At 66.2% G+C, this 15,492-nt stretch carries 18 protein-coding genes; 9 read left to right on the top strand and 9 right to left on the bottom strand.

The genetic code is table 11. The annotated features are described in order from the left end of the window. The first annotated feature begins 3 nt into the window (after window positions 1-3). The 3 genes from V0R62_RS15315 (at window position 4) to V0R62_RS15305 (ending at window position 2,576) form a co-directional block, all read left to right on the top strand. Window positions 4-867: a LysR family transcriptional regulator gene (locus V0R62_RS15315; protein WP_330104345.1), complete on the top strand. Its 864-nt coding sequence runs from the start codon at window positions 4-6 to the stop codon at window positions 865-867. A 132-nt stretch (window positions 868-999) separates the two neighbouring features. After that, window positions 1,000-1,917 (top strand): AEC family transporter, encoded by a 918-nt coding sequence (locus V0R62_RS15310; protein WP_330104344.1) that lies wholly within the window; start codon window positions 1,000-1,002, stop codon window positions 1,915-1,917. A 47-nt stretch (window positions 1,918-1,964) separates the two neighbouring features. Then, window positions 1,965-2,576 (top strand): cell wall hydrolase, encoded by a 612-nt coding sequence (locus V0R62_RS15305; protein WP_330104343.1) that lies wholly within the window; start codon window positions 1,965-1,967, stop codon window positions 2,574-2,576. A 15-nt stretch (window positions 2,577-2,591) separates the two neighbouring features. Here the strand turns inward: V0R62_RS15305 and V0R62_RS15300 are convergent, their stop codons facing one another. The 9 genes from V0R62_RS15300 to V0R62_RS15260 form a co-directional block, all read right to left on the bottom strand. Continuing rightward, a complete protein-coding gene (locus tag V0R62_RS15300) occupies window positions 2,592-2,834 on the bottom strand; it encodes a hypothetical protein (RefSeq protein WP_330104342.1) in 243 nt (80 codons plus the stop codon). A gap of 165 nt (window positions 2,835-2,999) precedes the next feature. Continuing rightward, window positions 3,000-3,641 carry an urease accessory protein UreG gene (gene ureG, locus V0R62_RS15295; RefSeq protein ID WP_330104341.1) on the bottom strand — a complete coding sequence of 214 codons (642 nt, stop codon included), beginning with the start codon at window positions 3,639-3,641 and terminating at the stop codon, window positions 3,000-3,002. 11 nt (window positions 3,642-3,652) lie between these two features. Further along, a complete protein-coding gene (locus V0R62_RS15290; RefSeq protein WP_330104340.1) occupies window positions 3,653-4,327 on the bottom strand; it encodes an urease accessory protein UreF in 675 nt (224 codons plus the stop codon). Next, window positions 4,327-4,872: a HupE/UreJ family protein gene (locus V0R62_RS15285; RefSeq protein WP_330104339.1), complete on the bottom strand. Its 546-nt coding sequence runs from the start codon at window positions 4,870-4,872 to the stop codon at window positions 4,327-4,329. The genes V0R62_RS15290 and V0R62_RS15285 overlap by 1 nt, the downstream gene beginning before the upstream one ends. A 19-nt stretch (window positions 4,873-4,891) precedes the next feature. Then, complete coding sequence (ureE, locus tag V0R62_RS15280) at window positions 4,892-5,377, bottom strand: urease accessory protein UreE (protein WP_330104338.1); 486 nt, start codon at window positions 5,375-5,377, stop codon at window positions 4,892-4,894. Window positions 5,378-5,387: 10 nt separating this feature from the next. Beyond that, on the bottom strand, window positions 5,388-7,091 hold the full coding sequence (gene ureC, locus V0R62_RS15275) for an urease subunit alpha (protein ID WP_330104337.1): 1,704 nt from the start codon (window positions 7,089-7,091) through the stop codon (window positions 5,388-5,390). After that, window positions 7,088-7,405 (bottom strand): urease subunit beta, encoded by a 318-nt coding sequence (locus V0R62_RS15270; protein ID WP_186714494.1) that lies wholly within the window; start codon window positions 7,403-7,405, stop codon window positions 7,088-7,090. Before V0R62_RS15270 ends, ureC begins: the two co-directional genes overlap by 4 nt. 10 nt (window positions 7,406-7,415) lie before the next feature. After that, the gene (locus tag V0R62_RS15265) at window positions 7,416-7,718 is read right to left on the bottom strand and encodes an urease subunit gamma (protein ID WP_038706005.1); all 303 of its coding nucleotides are present in this window, start codon (window positions 7,716-7,718) and stop codon (window positions 7,416-7,418) included. Between the two features lie 11 nt (window positions 7,719-7,729). Next, entirely contained in the window at window positions 7,730-8,563 is an 834-nt protein-coding gene (locus V0R62_RS15260; RefSeq protein WP_330104336.1) for an urease accessory protein UreD, read from the bottom strand. A gap of 284 nt (window positions 8,564-8,847) precedes the next feature. On the opposite strand from V0R62_RS15260, the gene V0R62_RS15255 reads away from it, so the two are divergent. The 6 genes from V0R62_RS15255 (at window position 8,848) to V0R62_RS15230 (ending at window position 15,437) form a co-directional block, all read left to right on the top strand. After that, entirely contained in the window at window positions 8,848-9,216 is a 369-nt protein-coding gene (locus tag V0R62_RS15255; protein WP_050706017.1) for a glyoxalase superfamily protein, read from the top strand. Then, a complete protein-coding gene (locus V0R62_RS15250) occupies window positions 9,213-9,566 on the top strand; it encodes a hypothetical protein (RefSeq protein WP_186733310.1) in 354 nt (117 codons plus the stop codon). Before V0R62_RS15255 ends, V0R62_RS15250 begins: the two co-directional genes overlap by 4 nt. Window positions 9,567-9,899: 333 nt before the next feature. Continuing rightward, complete coding sequence (locus V0R62_RS15245) at window positions 9,900-11,480, top strand: ATP-binding cassette domain-containing protein (RefSeq protein ID WP_330104335.1); 1,581 nt, start codon at window positions 9,900-9,902, stop codon at window positions 11,478-11,480. A 630-nt stretch (window positions 11,481-12,110) separates the two neighbouring features. Next, window positions 12,111-13,130, top strand: coding sequence for a branched-chain amino acid aminotransferase (locus tag V0R62_RS15240; RefSeq protein ID WP_028690746.1), 1,020 nt, complete (start codon window positions 12,111-12,113; stop codon window positions 13,128-13,130). A 260-nt stretch (window positions 13,131-13,390) separates the two neighbouring features. Continuing rightward, a complete protein-coding gene (locus V0R62_RS15235; RefSeq protein ID WP_050706019.1) occupies window positions 13,391-14,071 on the top strand; it encodes a response regulator transcription factor in 681 nt (226 codons plus the stop codon). After that, on the top strand, window positions 14,049-15,437 hold the full coding sequence (locus V0R62_RS15230) for a sensor histidine kinase (protein WP_330104334.1): 1,389 nt from the start codon (window positions 14,049-14,051) through the stop codon (window positions 15,435-15,437). The genes V0R62_RS15235 and V0R62_RS15230 overlap by 23 nt, the downstream gene beginning before the upstream one ends. The last annotated feature ends 55 nt before the right edge of the window (window positions 15,438-15,492 follow it).

Here is a 15,492-nt window from a genome sequence, read left to right as displayed (position 1 = left end):
CGCGTGTCCCTCAAAGCCCTGCGCACCCTGGTCACCATCGCCCGCCACGGCACCTTCGCCCGGGCCGCCGACCTGCTGAGCCTGACCCCGTCGGCGGTGAGCCTGCACATCAAGACCCTGGAGGACGAGCTGCAGGTCGCCCTGTTCGACCGCAGCCGCCGTCAGGTCGTGCTGACCGAGGCCGGCCAGTTGGCCGTGGCACGTGCTGAAAGCATCCTGGCGGCCTACGACGAACTGGCAGACACCCTGGCCGGTGGCCCGAGCCTGCGCGGGCGCCTGCGCATCGGCGCGATCCACACCGTGCTCGCCCGGCGCCTGCCCAGGGCGCTGGTGTGGATCAAGGCGCACCATCCCGAACTGCATGTCAGCGTGGTCTCTGGCATGTCGGCGGAGCTCGCCCGCCGGGTCGAGGATGGCGAGCTGGACGCGGCGATCACCACCGAGCCGGTCAGCCCCTACCCGCGGAGCCTGCAGTACACGCCGCTGTTCGAGGACCGCTTCTGGGCCATCGCCAGCCCGGACCTGGCCGGCCAAAGCCTGCCAGCGCTGCTCGCCAGCCAGCCATTCCTGCGCTTCGACAAGCGCGCCTGGGCCGGCCGGCAGATCGAACAGGAACTGCGCCGCCAGCGCCTGCAGGTCAACGAGCAGATGGAACTGGACAGCCAGGAGGCCCTGGCGCGGATGGCGGCCATGGGCTTGGGTGTGGCGGTCATTCCCATGAGCGACGAGGACGTCGAACGACTGCCTGCCGCCAGCGTGCTGCCCTTCGGCGAACCGCAGCTGACCCGGCGCATGGTGCTGCTGGAGCATGAGAAGAGTCAGCGCCGGCACTTGAGCGCGGTGTTGAGGACCGCGCTGGAGGCCTGAGATCACTCAGTCCTGCAGGAGTGGACTCTTTATACGTGCAGTTTTCCTCAACGGTCGCTAAAGAAAACACCGTTTTTTCTGCTCACTGCACTCCGCTAGTCTGTGGCTGTACCCGACCACGGACCCACGCCCATGCTCCATCTGCTGCTCACCACCCTCGTCCCGATCATCCTGCTCATCGCCCTGGGCACCTGGCTGCGAGTGCGTGGTTTTCTCGCCGAAACCTTCTGGCCCGGCGCCGAGCGCCTGAGCTACTACGTGCTGCTGCCATCGCTGTTCCTCCACGGCCTGGCCACGGCCAACCTCGACGGCGTGCCGGTACTGGGTATGGTCGCCGTGCTGATGCTCTCGACGCTGCTCGGCGCCCTGCTGCTGGTGCTCTACCAGAGCGCCGCCAGCCATGACGGCGCCGACTTCACCTCGGTGTTCCAGGGTGGCGTACGCTTCAACAACTATATTGGCGCGACCCTGGCCGCCGGTATCTACGGCACGGCCGGCATCGCCCTGGCGGCGGTGGCCAACGCCGCCATCGTGCCCCTGGTCAACCTGCTCTGCGTGCTGGTCTTCGCCCGTTTCAGCGCTCGCCACAGTTCAGCGGCCACCGTGCTCAGGGCGATCTTCGCCAACCCGCTGATCATCGGCTGCGCCGGGGGGCTGCTGCTACGGGTGACCGGCCTGGGCCTGCCGGCAGGTCTGGAACCCACGATCAAGGCCCTGGGCCAGGCAGCGTTGCCCTTGGGCCTGCTGTGCGTCGGTGCGGCACTGGGTGGCGCGCGCCTGGGCCAGCAAGTCAAACCGCTGGTGGCGGCGTCGCTGTTCAAGTTCCTGGTCATGCCGCTGACCACCTGGGGCTTGTGCCGGCTGCTCGGACTGAGCGGCCAGGCAGCCGTAGTAGCGGTGCTTTTCCAGGCCCTGCCCACCGCCTCGTCATCCTACGTGATGGCCCGGCAAATGGGTGGCAACGCCCCCCTGATGGCCACCATCATCGCCCTGCAGACCATCGTCGCCGCCGCGACCCTGCCACTGGTGCTGACCTTGACGCTCAGTTGAAGCGATACGGCTAGACTGTGGACAGCCCATCTCGCGGAAACTCGACCATGCGCCTATCGTGGATGCTGTTCGGCCTGTCCCTGACCCTGCTTGCAGGCCCCCTCTCCGCCGCCGACAGCCAGAAGGCCGCGATCGCCGAAGACAAGGCACAGGTGCTGGAAGAAAAGGTGGTCGAGGATGCGCCACCGCCGAAAAAGCAGGAAACCCTCACCCCCGGTGAAGCCCAGGCCGTCGACCCGGCCGGCCAGGCGCCGATGGACGACAGCATCACCTGCCTGGCACGCACCATCTACTGGGAGGCCAAGGGCGCCGACACCAAGGACATGAGCGCGGTGGCCAGCGTGGTGCTCAACCGCCTCGGTCACGAGGGCTTCCCCGACAGCATCTGCGGGGTGGTCAAGCAAGGGGTGGAGAGCAAGAGCTGCCAGTTCTCCTGGTGGTGCGACGGGCGCCCCGACCTGGTGGAAGAGGAGGGACGCTACACGGTGGCCAAGGAAATCGCCCGCAAGGCCCTCAACCAGCAGTTGCAGGACCCTACCGGCGGCGCGCTGTACTTCCACGACCGCAATGTGAACCCGGACTGGGCCAAGGCCTACCGCAAGACGGCCGAGACCACGCACTTTCTGTTCTACAAGCCGAACCAGGCGCTGGCTCGCTAGGTTCGGCAGCTGCGGTCAATCAAAATCGAAGGGAGGCTGACAGGTTCCGGCCGGCGTGCGCTCCGTCCCGGACGGGCATGATCCAGACCCGATATCGCCAATGTACCCTGCGGCAAGCTGCAGCCGCTGTACGCCAGCGTCGTCACGACTGAACGGCGAATGCCCTTTGGCAACGACTGCGCCCGCCATTTCATCGCCATGGGCAGCCTGGATCAAACCAGCAGATGCAAAAAACGCTGCCAATACAACCTTTTTCATACGGTGTCCTTTCAATGAGTCTTGGTTTCATTTACCACCGGCGAATTCTTTCCCCTGCAGCCCGACAGACTTTATCTGTCAGCCGGGCCAATCAGCTTTAGGAAAAGCCCACTCCGCCGCCTGAAACCCTCTTCAAAGCCGTAGGAAATCAATCGAATAAAGGGCTCACACGCCATTACTCCTACAACCTCTTTCTCCCAACATCCCTCGCTCGACGATGAAATCGATCACTGCCTGCAACCCCTCGCCTTTCTTCAAGTTGCTGAACGTCCATGGCCGCTCCGGGCGCATGCGCCGGGTATCACGCTCCATCACTTCCAGCGAAGCACCGACATAAGGCGCCAGGTCGGTCTTGTTGATCACCAGGAAATCCGACTTGGTGATGCCCGGCCCGCCCTTGCGCGGGATCTTCTCGCCCTCGGCGACGTCGATCACGTAGATGGTCAGGTCGGCCAGCTCCGGGCTGAAGGTGGCGCTGAGGTTGTCGCCGCCACTCTCGACGAAGATCACTTCGAGGTTGCCGAACCTGCGCGCCAGATCCTCGACGGCAGCCAGGTTCATCGAGGCGTCCTCGCGGATGGCGGTATGCGGGCAGCCGCCGGTCTCGACACCGACGATGCGCTCGGGCGCCAGGGCCCCGGCCTCGGTGAGGATGCGCTGGTCTTCCTTGGTGTAGATATCGTTGGTCACCACGGCGATCTGGTAATGGTCGCGCATGGCCTTGCACAGGCACTCGAGCAGCGCGGTCTTGCCGGAACCAACCGGGCCGCCGACACCGACGCGCAGGGGTTGCTGGTAGTTTTCCATCTAGGCAGTCCTCAGGAACGGAACAAACGGGTGTATTGGGTTTCGTGACGCGATGAGGCGATGGCCAGCAGCGGCAGGCCGCCGCCGAGCTGGTCGTCGTCGAGCGCCAGGGCATGGTCAAGCACGGCGGGCAGTGCCTCACCCAGGTCGCGGAGCAAGGTCTGGGCGGCTTGCTGACCGAACGGCACCAGCTTCACCCCCGCCATCACCGCGCCTTCCAGCCAGGCAAAGCCATGGCCCAGGGCGAGCTGGCGCAGCGGGATCGACCAGTGCGCGCCGAGCCAGGCCATGCCGCCCAGCTGGCTGAGTTCGAGGCTGGCGCGCCAGGCCGGAGCCTGCGCCAGCTGCCAGCCATCGAGCAGGCGCGCCAGGGCGCTGCCGCGCTGGCGCTCCTCGAGGCGCAACTCGGCGGTCTCGCGGTTGGCCAGCAGGAACAGGCTCCAGTGGGCGAAGGCCTCAGCATCGTCCGCCTGGCAGGCCCGGTAGAGGCGCGCCAGCAGCGGCCAATCGAGATGGCCGAGGGTGTCGTGCAACTGCTCGCGCTGCCAGGCGGCGAAGCCCTCGGCATCCTTCACCCAGCCGGCTTCCACGGCCCATTCCAGGCCTTGCGAGTAGGTGAAGCCACCCACGGGCAGGCCGGGGCTGGCCAGCTGCAACAGACGCAGCAGTGCCAGGTCGCTGTTCATCAGCCGGCCAGCACCAGCGCGGCCCCAGCCAGCAGGCCGCCGCCAAAGGCTTTCTGCAGACCCGCATGGCGACGCAGCAGGCAGCCAACGCCGAAGCCCACCGCCAGCAGCAGGCCGCTGACCGTGACGAAGCCGGCGCTGAACTGCCAGAAGGCGCTGGGGGTGGCTTCCACGCCGTGGGCCCAGCCGTGGAACAGGGCGAACACCGGCATGATCAGCGACAGCAACAACTGCCGGCTCGGCAGCAGCATGGCGGCGGCGGCCACCAGCAGCGAGCCGAGGATCATCTGTTCCATGCCGACCACGTCGCCGAACAGATGGCCGCATACCGCGCCGCCGAACATCGCCGCCAGGGTCGCCAGCGGCAGGGTCAGGTTGCGTCGGGTCAGGGCGGCGAGCACGCCAGTGCCGAGCAGCATCAGCAGGTGATCGAGGCCGGTCAGCGGATGCAGCAGGCCGTCCTGCAGCGGGTTGGCGTCGTGGCCAGGGTGGGCGAAGGCCGGCAGGGCCACCATCAGCAGTACCAAGGCGAAAGTCTTTTTCATTGTGGGCTCCAAGGTGAGGTCAGGAATGGGCTGGCAGGCGTACGAACGGATGGTCGTGGCCATGGGAATGGCCATGGGGTGCGCTCTGGTAGGCGCCGGCCTCGGGCTCGAACGGCGCCTGTTCGGCGACCACCTCCAGCCCCAGACCGCGCAGCATGTCGTCAAGCACATGATCATGCTGGTAGCGCAACAGACCCGGCTCGATCTGCAGCGGCACATGGCGATTGCCCAGGTGGTAGGCGGCGCGGGCCAGCAGGTGCGGGTCGGTGCAGCGCACCGTGGACACCGCCTCCGGCGCGGCCAGTACCTGGATCACCTGGGTACCGTCGGCATCGCACAGCAACTCGCCACCGCGCAGCAGATGGCCGCGCTCGAGCATCAAACCGGCCTCGCGGCCATCGTCGAGGATCACGCGCAGTCGACTCTTGATGCGGCTGTCGACATCGAGGGTGACTGTGCCGGTGATGGAGCCGGGCTGGGTGATTCGACGGGTGAGGAGAATCATGTTCGCTCCTTCAGAACAGGAAATAACGCTGCGCCAGCGGCAGCTCATGGGCCGGCTCGCACACCAGCAGCTCGCCATCGGCGCGCACCTGGTAGGTCTGGGCGTCGACCTCGATCAGCGGTTGCAGGGTGTTGTGGATCATGTCGGCCTTGCGCACCCGCCGGCAGCCATGGGCCACGCCGATCAGGCTTTGCAGCTTCAGCTCATGGGGCAGGTCACGGTCCAGTGCGGCCTGGGGCAGGAAGGTCATGCGCGTGGCATGCCGCGCCGCGCCCAGGGCGCCGAACATCGGCCGGTAGTGCACCGGTTGCGGGGTCGGGATCGAGCCGTTGATATCGCCCATCGGCGCCGTGGCGATCATCCCGCCCTTGAGCACCAGGGCCGGCTTGACCGCAAAGAACGCCGGCGCCCACAACACCAGGTCGGCCAGTTTGCCCACCTCCACCGAACCGACTTCGTGGGCGATGCCATGGGTCAGCGCAGGGTTGATGGTGTACTTGGCGATGTAGCGCTTGACCCGGAAGTTGTCGCTGTAGGCACCGTCCGGCGCCAGCGGGCCGCGGCGCAGCTTCATCTGGTGCGCCACCTGCCAGGTGCGCAGCACCACCTCGCCGACCCGGCCCATGGCCTGGGAGTCGGACGAGGTCATGGCGAAGGCGCCCATGTCGTGGAGGATGTCCTCGGCGGCGATGGTCTCGCGGCGGATGCGCGACTCGGCGAAGGCCACGTCCTCGGCGATGCTCGGGTCCAGGTGGTGGCAGACCATGAGCATGTCCAGGTGTTCGTCCACCGTGTTCACGGTGTAGGGCAGCGTCGGGTTGGTCGAGGACGGCAACACGTTGGCCTGGCCCGCCGCGCGGATGATGTCCGGCGCGTGGCCGCCGCCCGCCCCTTCGGTGTGGAAGGTATGGATGGTGCGCTCGCCGATAGCGGCCAGGGTGTCCTCGATGCAACCCGACTCGTTGAGGGTGTCGGTGTGGATCGCCACCTGGATGTCCATCTCCTCGGCCACCCCCAGGCAGCAGTCGATGGCGGCAGGCGTCGAGCCCCAGTCTTCGTGCAGCTTGAGGCCCACGGCGCCGGCGGCGATCTGCTCGCGCAGGGCCTCGGGCCGCGAGGCGTTGCCCTTGCCCAGCAGGCCGATGTTGATCGGCAGGCAGTCGGCGGCCTGAAGCATGCGCGCCAGGTACCAGGGGCCGGGGGTGCAAGTAGTGGCGTTGGTGCCAGTGGCAGGGCCGGTGCCGCCGCCGATGAACGTGGTCACGCCGCTGGTCAGCGCCTCCTCCACCTGCTGCGGACAGATGAAGTGGATATGCGAGTCGATGCCGCCGGCGGTGACGATCTTGCCTTCGGCGGCGATCACCTCGGTGCCCGGCCCCACCGGCACCGTGACGCCGGGCTGTACATCGGGGTTGCCGGCCTTGCCGATTGCGGCGATACGCCCGTGCTTGACGCCGATATCGGCCTTGACGATGCCCCAGTGGTCGATGATCAGTGCGTTGGTCAGCACCAGGTCCATGGCCTCGGCCGCGAGCATCTGGCCCTGGCCCATGCCGTCGCGGATCACCTTGCCGCCGCCGAACTTGACCTCTTCGCCGTAGATCGTGAAGTCCTTCTCCACCTCCACCCACAGCGCGGTATCGGCCAGGCGTACGCGGTCGCCGACGGTGGGCCCGAACATGTCAGCGTAGGCCTGGCGGGAAATGCGGCTCATGCCCTGCCCTCCAGCGCGCCCATCACCTTGCCCTGGAAGCCGTACACCTCACGCTTGCCGGCATAGGCCACCAGTTGCACGGTGCGCGCCTGCCCCGGCTCGAAGCGCACCGCGGTGCCGGCCGGAATGTCCAGGCGAAAGCCACGGGTCGGCTCGCGCTCGAACACCAGGGCGTCGTTGACTTCGTGGAAGTGGTAGTGCGAGCCCACCTGCACCGGGCGGTCGCCATGGTTGGCCACGCTGACGCTGAGGGTCTGGCGGCCGACGTTGAGCTCGATGTCGCCCGCGGCGACCTGGACTTCTCCGGGGATCATGCCGGCCTCCTTAAACGATGGGTTCATGCACAGTCACCAGCTTGGTGCCGTCGGGGAAGGTCGCCTCGACCTGGACGTCGTGCAGCATCTCCGGCACGCCGGCCATCACCTGCTCGCGTACCAGCACTTCGCGCCCCAGGCTCATCAGCTCGGCCACCGTGCGGCCATCGCGGGCGCCTTCGAGCACCGCGGCGCTGATCAGCGCCACCGCTTCCGGGTAGTTGAGTTTCAGGCCACGGGCCAGACGCCGCTCGGCCAGCAAGGCGGCGGTGAACAGCAGCAGTTTGTCTTTCTCTCGCGGGGTCAGCTCCATGGCGGCTCTCTTCAGGTGGCCCAGATGCGCGGCGGGCACGGCGCCAGGCCGAGCACGGCCGGGCGCAGCAGGTGCCAGAGGCGCTGCAGGTTGCGTTGCAGGTGTTGGTTGTCGTGGTCGAGCAGGCGGATTACCAGCAGCGGGCCGAGCAGGGTCGCGCCAGCTGGCGTGGCCAGTTCGTCGAGGGTCTGGCGCACCTGATCGAGCAGCGTCTGGTCAGCTGGCGCGGCGCAGAACGTGGCGACCAGCGGGTGCCCAGCCAGCTTGTCCAGGTGCCCGCCTTCGATGCGCAGGCGCTCGTGCAGGCCGGGCTCACCGGGCAGTTCGATGCGCAATCGGCTATCCAGGGCGCCCTGCTCGAAGCGCTCGCCCATCACCGGGCGGCCCAGGCACAGCGTCTCCCAGGCCAGCAGGCGGGCACCGGGCTCGAGGGTGAAACGGCTGTCCAGGCAGGCCCGGGCACCGTTGAAGAAGATGCTGTCCTGGGGCAACCACTCCAGGGTGCTGCCGGTGGCGAGGTGAAAGCGCTGGGCCAGGCGCGCGGTGGGGCCGATGCTGCGATAGAACTTGCTGGCGCCGGGCATGGTCAACAAGGCGTGGCTGCCGCTCTCCAGCTGGATGTCCAGCTCCAGGCGGTCACCGGCGACGATCCCGCCGGGCGGGTGCAGCACATAGACATGGCACGGCGCGCCCTCCGGGTAGAACGGCCGCTGCACCAAAAGAGGTCCGACATGACGCCGCGCACCAAGGCGGGTCACGCCCTCGCGCTGGACAAAGCGCAACTGCAGATGGGCGCTCCAGCCCGGGTCTGCCTGCGGTGGGTCGATCTGTTGCGCCAACGACATCCTGGAACCCCTGAAATCCGTGGCCTGGTGGCCGGATTGAGGGTCAAGCGCGGGGGGCTTGCAGGCACGCCGGGCTGACCACTCGATCAATATTTGCTGAGGGGATATAGCAGGGAGCGGGCCAACTGCGCAGATGAACGATGATGAAACTTTCGGACCGCCAGTCATGCCGCAAGGCTACGGCCCAGAGCGGCTGCGCCCGGGCGCGCAATTCGGGTGCCAGCCTCGATGGCGAAGTGCGCTAAAGTGACCACCCTGCCCTTTTTCGAGCCAAGGACGCCCCCATGCAATTCGCCCCCGCCATTCCGATCCTGCGGATTTTCTCGGTCGACAAGGCCCGGGAGTTCTACCTCGACTTCCTCGGTTTCCAGCTCGACTGGGAACACCGCTTCGCCCCGGACCTGCCGCTGTACATGCAGGTCCACCGCGACGGCCTGATCCTGCACCTGTCCGAGCACCACGGCGACGCCACGCCGGGCGCGGCGGTGTTCGCCCGGGTCGAGGACCTCAAGGCCCTGGAGCGTGAACTGCTGGCAAAACAATACGGCTATGCTCGACCGCACGCCGAGGCAGTCGACTGGGGCCTGGAGATGCAGGTGGCCGACCCGTTCGGCAACCGCCTGCGCTTCTGCCAGCAGATCGACAACGTCTGATGGCCGGCGGCAAGCGTGCCCTGGCGCGCCTGGAGCGGGAGATGGTCGCCTGCCTGACCGAAGCCTGCGCCACCGCCCAGGGCGAGATCGTCGGTTTCGCCTGGCTCACCCACCAGGTGGACCTCGACGACTTCCCCGCCAGCCTGCGCATCACCTGGGTGTTCACCGACGACACCGACAAGGCCCGGGCCCTGGCCGGTGCGGACAAGGCGCGGATGATCGCGTTGACCGCCCAGGCGCTGAGCGACGCGGGGATCGAGCTGGACCATGTGGCCTGGCATGTACGCTTCGACAGCGAAGAGGCATGCTGGCGCGATCATGGCGGCGACTGGAACCGGCGCTTGCGCTGAGCCCTTCAAGCCCTGCGCAGTCCTTGTAGGAGCGGCCTTGTGCCGCGAAAGGGCTGCGCAGCAGTCCTTAGACCTCTGCGCCGAAGCTGATATTGCCGGGGCCGCTTAGCGGCCCTTTCGCGACACAAGGCCGCTCCTACAGGGGATTGCGCATGTGCTGACAACGCGTATAGGCGAAAACGTTGCCTTCCAACGCGTTGCTGGACTAGTCTTGCACCCACTCCACACCACGAGGTATTCGTCCAATGCGCCATTGATGCCGCCGTCAGCCTGACGGCCAGTCTTCAGCCTCCGGTTCACACCGGGGATGTCGCGGCATGAGTGGAGTTGTGCATGACGAACTCGTCGATCCTGACGCTGGACAGCGTCACCCTGGTCCTGCCCGATGGCAGGCCACTTTTCACCGACCTCAACGAATCCTTCGACCTGCGCCACACCGGCCTGGTCGGACGCAACGGCGTTGGCAAAAGCCTGCTCGGGCAGCTGCTGGCCGGCCTGCGCGAGCCCAGCCAGGGCCATTGCCTGCGCCATGGCCGGGTGCATCATCTCGACCAGCAGGTACTCGCCAACAGCGCCACTCTCGCTGACCTGGCCCGGATCGGTGGCACCCTGCGCGCCCTCGAACGGATCGAACGCGGCAGCACCGACCCGGCGGACTTCGACGCAGTCGGCGATCGCTGGGACATCCGCTCGCGATTGCAGGCCCAGTTGCAACGCCATGGCCTGGGTCATCTCGACCCGCACTGCCCGGCCAATCGCCTGAGCGGCGGCCAGGCCATGCGCGTCGCCCTGCTTGGCGCCTGGCTGAGCGAGGCCGACTACCTGATCCTCGACGAGCCAAGCAACCACCTGGACAGCAGCGCCAGGGCCATGCTGCTGGACATGCTCCAGGGCTGGGAAAAAGGCCTGCTGGTGATCAGCCACGACCGGGCACTGCTCGGGCACATGGCACGCATCGTCGAACTGTCGTCCCTTGGCTTACGCGCCTATGGCGGCGATTTCGCCTTCTACCGGCAGCAGAGCATCGCGCAGGCCGAACTGGCCGCGCAGGGACTGCTGCGCCTCAAGCAGCAGCGTCAACGCCAGGCCCAGGCATTGCAACGTCAGCGCGAGAACCTCGAGCGTCACCAGGCCAGCGCCGGGCGCCAGGCCAGGCAGGCGAACCAGGCGCAGATTCTGCTCGACCGCCAGCAACAGCGCAGCCAGGCCACCGCCGGGCGCCAGCGCCGCGAGCTGCGGGATGCCAAGGCGACCCTGGACGAACAAGTGCGCCAGGCGGCACGTCAGGTCGAACGCGAGGTGCCGATCATGCTGCACGCCCCCACGCCGCAACGACATGCCGGACGCGAGGTGCTGGCCCTGGAAGGGTTGTACCTGCCACGGGGCACGACCACGGCGCTGGACCTGCGCCTGTGCCTGGGCCAGCGGCTGGGGGTGGTGGGCGACAACGGCAGCGGCAAGTCCACCCTGTTGCGGGTGCTGGCCGGTGAACTGGCGCCACGCGCGGGCAGCCTGCGGTTGACCGGCGAAGTCGCCCTGCTCGACCAGCATGGCAGTTGCCTGGGGCCACGGCAGAGCGCCCTGGAACATCTGCGCGCCGCCAATCCTCGCCTGCAGCGCGACGAACTGCATCGTCGGCTGGCGCAGCTAGGCATCGATGCGGCACGCATCGCACTGCCCGGTGCCCTGCTCAGTGGCGGCGAACGGCTCAAGGTCGCGTTGGCTGCCGTGCTGTACCGGGAACAGCCATTGGACCTGCTGCTGCTCGACGAGCCGAACAACCACCTCGATCTGCCGTCGCTCGAGGCGCTGGAGCAGTTGTTGCGACAGTTCAAGGGGGCGCTGCTGGTGGTCTCGCATGACCACGTTTTTCTGGAAAGCCTGATTCTGAAGGACTATCTGCGTTTAGGCTGAATTCAGCAAAGACATGTCTGACTAAGCACCTGACTACCTTCAGAATCTTCCTACGCATCATTCGGAAGCCGGGGTCTTTAGCAACACCCCCCTGCACGGCAATGTTCCTGGCCAAGGTAAATTCCAAGGAAGGTGGATGTGCAGTTCGATAACGTCAGACAGATCGTTACCACACATGGACCAGTATTCGACCTCTATGCACTGACAGTGCCCCCCCCCAGACCGACCGGTCAAGCCAATCGCTGATTATCCAGGCACAGCCATGAACGCCTTCATCGCCGCGATACTGCTCACACTTGTAGCAGCCGTGCTCCGCCACAGCCTTCGCGCTGCAAAGCTCCGCAAATGGGCCGGGCTGTCTCTGCTTGGCGCAGGTGTGTTGGCTTAGTGGTTCCTGCCTCAGGGTCTGTACCTGAATGTAGAGTGGTCCATGTGGGTGACATTTCTGCTCTGCACAGGCTCAGGCCTGTTCGTTCATCGTAATCGCCATCGCGACAGCGACTGACCCGAACGTACACGCCCGGCGGATTGTGTGACTGGCCGTTCCCGATCCGCGCCGGATGTATTATGGTGGCGGGGTGCGCATATAAAAGCAGCCCGCCGTGTTCGGGCCAGAGCAATGAGGGTGTCATGAGTAACGAAAGCATTAACTGGGACAAGCTGGGTTTCGACTACATCAAGACCGACAAACGTTACCTGTCCGTATGGCGTAACGGCGAGTGGGACAAGGGCACCCTGACCGAAGACAACGTGCTGCACATCAGTGAAGGCTCCACCGCCCTGCACTATGGCCAGCAGTGCTTCGAAGGCCTGAAGGCCTACCGCTGCAAGGACGGTTCGATCAACCTGTTCCGCCCCGACCAGAACGCCGCGCGCATGCAGCGCAGCTGCGACCGCCTGCTGATGCCACGGGTCTCGACCGAGCAGTTCATCGAAGCCTGCAAGCAGGTGGTCAAGGCCAACGAAAAATTCGTGCCGCCGCACGGAAAGGGCGCGCTGTACCTGCGTCCGTTCGTGATCGGCACCGGTGACAACATCGGCGTGCGCACCGCTCCCGAGTTCATCTTCTCGGTCTTCGCCATCCCGGTCGGTTCGTACTTCAAGGGCGGCATGACCCCGCACAAGTTCCTGATCTCCGACTACGACCGCGCAGCCCCGCAAGGCACCGGCGCAGCCAAGGTCGGCGGCAACTACGCGGCCAGCCTGCAACCAGGCTACGAGGCCAAGAAAGCCGGCTTCGCCGACTGCATCTACCTCGATCCGCTGACCCACAAGAAGATCGAAGAAGTCGGCTCGGCCAACTTCTTCGGCATCACCGCCAACAACGAATTCGTCACGCCGAAGTCGATCTCGGTATTGCCGGGCATCACCCGCCTGTCGCTGATGGAACTGGCCGAATCGCGCCTGGGCCTGAAAGTGATCGAAGGCGACGTGGAAATCGACAAGCTCGACCGTTTCGTCGAAGCCGGCGCCTGCGGCACTGCCGCGGTGATCACGCCGATCGGCGGTATCCAGTACAACGGCAAGCTACACGTGTTCCACAGCGAAACCGAAGTCGGCCCGGTTACCCAGAAGCTCTATGCCGAGCTGACCGGCATCCAGAGCGGTGACGTCGAGGCTCCAGCAGGCTGGATCGTCAAGGTCGCCTGAGGCACCAGCCTGCAGTAGAGACGGGGCATGCCAGCGATGGCATGCCCCGTTTTTCTTGGACTCCACGGCCCCTGTAGGAGCGGGCTTGCCCCGCGAAGCAGGCACCACGCTGCATGGCACCGGCTTCGCCGGTGTTCGCGGGACTAGCCCGCTCCTACAGGGGAGATGCGTCTCCCGGACCGCCAGATGAATTTTTCTTAAATCGCCGGTTGTCTATTCTTTGGCACAATCAGGTCTCCACTCGCCGCCCAGGAACCAGCATGCCTCGCGTACTGACCATCGAAGACGACGCCGTCACCGCCCAGGAAATCGTCGCCGAACTGTCCAGCCACGGTCTGGAAGTCGACTGGGCCGACAATGGCCGTGAAGGCCTGGCCAAGGCCATCGCCGGCGGCTATGACCTGATCACCCTCGACCGCATGCTGCCCGAGGTCGATGGCCTGACCATCGTCACCACCCTGCGCAACCTGAAGATCACCACGCCGATCCTGATGATCAGCGCCCTGTCGGACGTCGACGAGCGCGTGCGCGGCCTGCGCGCCGGCGGCGACGACTACCTGACCAAGCCGTTCGCCTCCGACGAGATGGCCGCCCGGGTCGAGGTGCTGCTGCGCCGCAACAGCGTGCCGATGACCCAGACCCGCCTGCAGGTCGCCGACCTCGAGCTGGACCTGATCAGCCACGAGGCGCGCCGCGGCGAACAGGCGCTGAACCTGCTGCCCACCGAGTACAAGCTGCTTGAGTACCTGATGCGTCACTCTGGCCAGGTGATCACCCGGATGATGATCTTCGAGGAAGTCTGGGGCTACCACTTCGACCCGGGCACCAACCTGATCGACGTGCACATCGGCCGTCTGCGCAAGAAGATCGACTCGCCCGGGCAGAACCCGCTGATCCGTACCGTGCGGGGCTCCGGCTATGCCATTGCCGAACCCGTCTAAGGGCTGGAGCTCCTCCACCAGCCGCCTGCTGGCGCTGTACAGCTTCCTGTTCGTGGCCTGGAGCAGCATCCTCATGGGGGTGCTGTACTTCGAGGTCACCAGCTACCTGAACAAGCTCACCCGTCATTCCATGCTGCAACGCCAGCACCTGTTCGCCCATATGAGCGGCAAGCAGCTGGACGACGCACTGATCGCAAGCCAGGCCTTCGAGGAGCGCAGCTTCGACGCCTACGGCCTGTTCGACCCACAGCTCAACCCGATTGGCGGGCGCATCCGCAGCATCCCGCCGGAACTGGGCCTGGACGGCAAGGTGCACGAACTCAAGCGCTGCCTGGACGCCGACGATCCGCACCTGCCCCGCGACAGCTGCGACGCCGTGGCGATCAAGGTCCAGGACGGTCGCTGGCTGGTGCTGGTGCGCGACAACGGCTCGCTGTTCGTGGTCACCCGGATCATTCTCGACGCGCTGCTTTGGGGTATTTCCCTGACCCTGATTCCAGGCTTCGCCGGCTGGTACCTGCTGCGCCGCCGACCGCTCAAACGCATCCGGGCGATCCAGGCCCAGGCCGAACTTATCGTCGCCGGTGACCTGACCCACCGCCTGCCGGTGTCGGTGCGCCGCGATGAACTGGACATGCTGGCCGCCATCGTCAACGCGATGCTCGACCGCATCGAAAGGCTGATGCATGAGGTCAAGGGGGTCTGTGACAACATCGCCCACGACCTGCGCACGCCCCTGACCCGCCTGCGCGCGCAGCTCTATCGCATTCGCCAGCAAAGCGGCGCCGACTCTGCCGAAGGCGCGGCGCTGGACCAGGCGATCGGCGAGACCGACACGCTGATGGCGCGCTTCCGTGGCCTGCTGCGCATCAGCGAACTGGAAGATCGCCAGCGCCGCGCCGGCTTCGTCCAGCTCGACCCGCAGGCCTTGCTGGTGGAGTTGCACGACTTCTACCTGCCACTGGCCGAGGATGGCGGCATCCGTCTGCAGCTGGAGCAGCCCGCGCAACTGGCGGCCCTGCATGGCGATCGGGAATTGCTGTTCGAAGCCCTGGCCAACCTGGTAGGCAATGCAATCAAGTTCACCCCGCAAGGCGGCCAGGTGCGCATGGTCGCCAGCGAAGACGATCAAGGCGTGCATATCGCAGTCGAGGACAGCGGGCCGGGGATTCCGGCGGATGAGCGCGAGGCGGTGTTGAAACGCTTCTACCGCAGCGAGGAAGGCCATCGCCACCCGGGGTTCGGGCTGGGGTTGTCGATCGTCGCGGCGATCGTCGACCTGCATGGCTTTGGGCTTGAGGTGGGGGCCAGCGAGTTGGGTGGGGCGAGGTTGGTGCTGCATTGCCCATTGACTGGGGTTCAATAAAGAGCGGGGCCGCTTTGCGGCCCTTTCCGGCCGGGGCGGCCCCGCCGGCCCGCCC

It is taken from the genome of Pseudomonas carassii (assembly GCF_036324045.1).
Taxonomy (GTDB): Bacteria; Pseudomonadota; Gammaproteobacteria; order Pseudomonadales; family Pseudomonadaceae; genus Aquipseudomonas; species Aquipseudomonas peradeniyensis.
The sequence above is the reverse complement of the archived record's forward strand: the minus strand, read 5'-3'. Positions and strand labels throughout refer to the sequence as shown.